Origin of the sequence: Clostridium sp. AF20-7, assembly GCF_003479275.1 — a bacterium.
In the GTDB taxonomy this organism is placed as follows: Bacteria; Bacillota; Clostridia; order Lachnospirales; family Lachnospiraceae; genus Otoolea; species Otoolea fessa.
Map to the genome: position 1 here is coordinate 1 of NZ_QUGF01000020.1, position 5,120 is coordinate 5,120.

At 45.5% G+C, this 5,120-nt stretch carries 5 protein-coding genes; all 5 read left to right on the plus strand.

All coding sequences use genetic code 11. The annotated features are described in order from the left end of the window. Positions 1–940, plus strand: a 940-nt coding sequence (locus tag DWX68_RS14760) for a DUF6040 family protein (RefSeq protein ID WP_118630006.1), incomplete at its 5' end; no start/stop codon positions are given. A gap of 149 nt (positions 941–1,089) precedes the next feature. Further along, a complete protein-coding gene (locus DWX68_RS14315; RefSeq protein WP_118630008.1) occupies positions 1,090–2,445 on the plus strand; it encodes a hypothetical protein in 1,356 nt (451 codons plus the stop codon). 549 nt (positions 2,446–2,994) lie between these two features. Beyond that, the gene (locus DWX68_RS14320) at positions 2,995–3,630 is read left to right on the plus strand and encodes a hypothetical protein (RefSeq protein ID WP_118630010.1); all 636 of its coding nucleotides are present in this window, start codon (positions 2,995–2,997) and stop codon (positions 3,628–3,630) included. Then, on the plus strand, positions 3,623–3,943 hold the full coding sequence (gene mobC, locus DWX68_RS14325; RefSeq protein WP_002595443.1) for a plasmid mobilization relaxosome protein MobC: 321 nt from the start codon (positions 3,623–3,625) through the stop codon (positions 3,941–3,943). Before DWX68_RS14320 ends, mobC begins: the two co-directional genes overlap by 8 nt. Next, positions 3,904–5,120, plus strand: a 1,217-nt coding sequence (locus tag DWX68_RS14330) for a relaxase/mobilization nuclease domain-containing protein (protein WP_243027896.1), incomplete at its 3' end; no start/stop codon positions are given. The genes mobC and DWX68_RS14330, both read left to right, overlap by 40 nt.

Here is a 5,120-nt window from a genome sequence, read left to right on the forward strand (position 1 = left end):
AAGCCAAGCCGAGGAATGGAAGAACCAAGCCGAGAAATCGGAGATACAGATACAGAAACTCTTATCCGAGAAGCAAGAGCTGGTATCGACAGTAGCCGAACAAGGGAAGAGAATAGCGGAGCAGACAGAGCAAATAGAGAAGCTGAACGAAGCAGACAACGTGCTGAAGCTCAACGCAGAGCTGAAGAAGCAAAACGAGAAGCTGAAGCAAGACAAGCTCAACGCAGAGCAAGAAGCCGAAGCTACGGTATCGAGCGTTAAAAGGGAATATGAAGCCAAGGGCAGAGAGCTTGACCGCAGAATCGGAGAAGCTGCCAAGCAGTCGGCAAGCCTTAAATCCGAAAGGCAGAGCATAAGCGAAGATATAGAGCAGAGAGCAACAGCGAAGTATCTGGACCAGAAGAAAGAGCTTGACAGGAAGTTCAAAGCCCAGACAGCGAGCTATGACAGCTTTCTGTTAGGTCTGCTACTGTATGGAGTGCTTACCACAGTATTCACAGCAATACGTTCAGAAGCCTTTGTAAGCGATTTTAAGACCTTTTTCATGGTTATATGGCAGTTCATTGTGAATGCGTTCCAGTTGCTTCTTAAAGGCGGTCAGTGGGCTTCACAACTGGGAGATAAGATACCACAGCCAGTAGTGGCTACCATAGTGCATTATCTTCTTTTAATCGTCTTTGTGGGCGGTATTGCTATCGGTGTGGGCTTTCTTATCTTCCTTGGAGCAAGCAAGGTGTTTGAGTTCTACACAGAGGACTATGCGGACACCATGAGCCTTGCCGTATTCCTCATAAGCCTTGCAGTATCGGTGTACTTTGCAGAGCCTATAAGGGCGGTAATCCCTATCAATCTTCTTTTACTGCTGATACTGGTACATATCGTTTATGTGCTGATAAGGTGGTATGTAAAAGGGTGTATGAGGTCAAGAGGGTACTACTAAATTGACACCCCAGAAATGGGGTGTTATATTTTAATAAAAAAGGTAAAAAAACTTCATTGATAATATAAGCCCCCTATAGCCCTTTAGGGCTAACAGTCATAGGGTAGCGGATATAGTATAAGTATATGTCAGAAAAGAGGTGTTTATTCATGGCAAGAAAGCCGACTGATAAGCAGTTGTTCAAGATGAAAAATGAATGGTTGGGGCAGTTCTATGAGGAAGTGAAACCGAGGGATTTTTACAGAGCTGTCTTTCCAGAGGGCAGTTTTGAGAGAGAGGGACACCCAGAAGATGAGAAGTGCAATGGGGTTCTCACAGTGATAGAGGGAGAAAAGGCAAGGAACTATATTGTTTTTGATGAGCTGAACATGGTTGATGAGGTCAAGGGAGCAGAGTTCGCTATCATGTCCCCAGTCGGATATTCTGGACGCAACAGGACAGCGAAAAATGCAAGGTGGCTGTATGGGATAGCGGTAGACCTTGACGGAGTGGAAATGGAGCAGTTAAGAGATGTGTTCTACCAGATGAAGAACGAGTTTCTGCCACAATGTACCTACTGTGTGAACAGCGGGCATGGACTGCACCTGTATTACCTCTTTGAGAAGCCAGTACCGCTATACAGACATCTGCAAGACCAGTTAAGGGAGTTCAAGTATGAGTTAATCAGAAAGATATGGAACAGGTACACAAGCACCTATACAGAGCGTGAGCAAGTGCAGTACCAAGGTATCTTCCAAGGCTTCCGTATGGTCGGCACCCAGTCGAAACTGGGGAAACGGTATCCAGTGACAGCTTTTGAAACTGGGGAGCGTGTCACAGTAGAGTATCTGAATGGCTTTCTCATGGATGATAGCAAGGCTGTGACGGATTTCAAGTATAAGTCCGATTTGAGCCTTGCCGAAGCCAAGAAGAAGTACCCAGAATGGTATGAAAAGAGGGTTGTGAGGGGCGAGAAAAAGGGCAGGTGGCATATCAAGAGGGATTTGTATGACTGGTGGCTTAGGAAGATACAGAGCGGAGAGGTGTCCGTAGGGCATAGATACTGGTGTCTGTCGGTGCTTGCATCCTATGGTATCAAATGCGATATACCAGAAGATGAGGTATTGACGGATGCTCTGGAGCTGTTACCTATGTTTGATGATATCAGTGATGATGAACATAACCGCTTTACCAAGCGTGATGTACTGGACGCAATGAATATGTACCAAGAAAATTATGTCACATACAGCAGAGCCGAGGTTGAGCGTGTCAGCGGTATATCCGTACCGCCGAACAAGAGGAACGGAAGAAAGCAAGAGCAACATATCAAAATTATGAATGCTATTCGAGAGATTGAACACCCAGACGGAGCATGGAGAAACAAAGACGGCAGACCAGAGAAGTCGAAAATTGTCGAAGAATGGCGAAAGAGCCACCCAGACGGAAAGAAAGCTGACTGTATTCGTGATACAAGATTGAGCAAGCCGACAGTATACAAGTGGTGGAGCGTGGGCGAAGCCCTCTAAGGCATTTCCCCTTAGCTACCAAAGAGCCATAAGAAAAAGAGTGTCAAGGGCAGTCGGAACGACTGTACAGTTTACCCTTGATACTCTTTTTTGTTGGCTATAATGTCCGCGGGGAAAATGCTAGTCCGTCCGTTCCGTTACTCCCTCATGGGTTCGATTGTCCATTCCAAAATGAGAAAGTAAAGGGTTGTCTGCGACAATTTTTTTCTATGCTGCCATTCGCTGATCCGCAAGCGGAAGCTCATGGAAGCATAGAAAAAAACAAGCCCTTGACTATCTCATTTTTCCATTCCCAAAGTCACCCAAGAGGAAGTAAGCTCCACTGTATTTCTGGTGAAATCCACGCACGAATATATCCGCTTGACAAGTGGCTATCACTATGCTATATTATGTGTAGCGGATATATTGCAAGTTCCCTAAAGTGATAGCCTAACGGCTACACTTTAGAACTTGTGAGGGTGGCAAAGCCCCCCTTCAATCCCCCTTTGAGTGACCGCAGATATGCGGTAAAATGTTGAGTGATAGCCAAGAAGAAAGAGAGGTAAAAGCATGAGTTGGGGCGAGGAACAGCAGAAAGAAATTGAAACAATCAGAGAGAGAAAAATCACAGTGAAATTGTCGGATGCAGATTGTGACAGACTGGCGAGAAAGTGTGGGGAGCATGGTCTGACAATCGGAGAGCTGATAGAGAATTTTGTCGGAGATTTGGTTGGCGGTACTTACTCCAACGGAAGTGATGAAAGAGATTATGCTGACCAATGGTTTGAGCGTTGTTGGTTTGGAATGTTCCCAGAGCCTACACTGCTGAATCACTTATTGAATTTGGGTTATGAACCAGAGCATTATCTGGATATGTTGGAAAACGTAGAGACAATAAAATCCGACATTGAAATCACTAAACAGAACATAGCAGAGCCAAGTGATGAATGGAAAGACATTGTGTACCACAAGTACAATGATGATAGGACAAGCTATGAGTGTGTGCCTTGTTACAATAGTGTTGATGAATATATAGCAAGCGAAAAAGAAGTTTTAGAAAGCTATAAGGCAGACTTAGAAGAAGCACTGGAAGAACTGAAAGACATGAGAGAGGACTGGAAGCCAGAGAAAGAGCCGAACATGGACGAGGAAATCGACCTCATTAAGAAGTGGGTAAAGGAAAGAGAGGACTTCATCAATGAATAGGACAAGACCGAAGCAGATAGTCATAAGAGTGTCAGAGGAAGAACTTGCACAGATAAAAGAAAAAGTAGAACAGTCTGGAAAGAGCCAGCAGCAGTATATCATCGAAGCACTTACACAGTCGAACATTGTCAATCTGGACGGATTGAAAGAGATATACCCAGAGCTGAAAAGGCAAGGGAACAATCTGAACCAGATAGCCAAGAAGCTGAATGAGAACGGATATGTTGACTATAAGCAAGAACTTCCTAACACCATGAAAGAGGTGAGAGAAGTATGGCAGTTATTAAAGCAGTATCTTCAAAAGCAGGCATAGGGCAAGCACTGGACTATGTGACGAAAGAGGAAAAGACGGAAGATAAGCTTGTCAGTGGTCTGCACTGTGAACCAGATACAGTTAAGGACGAAATGCAAGCCACCAAGGAGCTGTGGGGCAAGACTGGTGGCAGAACCTATAAGCACTTCGTTCAGAGCTACCACGAGGACGAGCATATCACACCAGAGCAAGCCCATAAGAATGCTGTGGAGCTTGCCAAGAACACAGAAGCATGGAAAGGGCATGAAGTGCTTATTGCCACCCATATAGACCGAGGACACATTCACAGCCATTTCATAGTGAACAGCGTGAATTATGAGAACGGTCACAAGTTGCAGTGGAGCAAAGCGGATCTGCAGAACCTGAAAGACCGGTGCAATGAACAGAGCCGGCAACAAGGGCTTCATGTTCCGGAGAAAGGCAAGACATTCTCCGGAGAAGAAAGAGAAGAAACTGTTGCGTGGAATAAAGAGACATACAACCTCTTGAAGCAAGCCGAGAAAGGCGAGGTAAAGAGCTATGTTCAAGATATAGCATTGTCTGTTATGGACTGCCGAGAGACAGCCAGAAGCCGAGAGGACTTCATAAAGCAGATGAACGAAAGAGGGTACGGAGTGGACTGGCAAGACAGCCACAAGTACATTACTTTCACAGACCTTGAAAGGCAGAGCCAAGGGGAAAAACAATGTAAAGTCCGCAATAATAAACTGGAAAAGTATTATGCAGTGGACTTTGGAAAGGAGAGCTTAGAGCATGGGTTTGAAATCAATGCACGCAGAGAAGCAGAGCGAACAGCCACAACAGAGCGTGCAAGACAACAGCTTGATAGAACAGCAGTCGCAGAGAATAGCGGAGCTGATGAAAGAGCAAGAGCAAGACAGCTACTTGATAGAACAGCAGTCGCAGAAGATAGCAGAACTGGAAAGGCATATCAGCCAGATAACACAGCAGTCACAGAAGAAAGACTCTCAAATCTCCGAAGCTATCAGCCAAGCCGAGGAATGGAAAGCCAGGGCAGACCAGGAACAGACCAGGGCAAAAGACCAGGAACGGAAACTACTGGAAGAACAACTGAACCTCAAAAAGACCTTGCAGAAGAAAGGCTTGCAAGCCTCCGAAGCCATAAGCCAAGCCGAGGAATGGAAGAACCAAGCCGAGAAATCGGAGATACAGATAC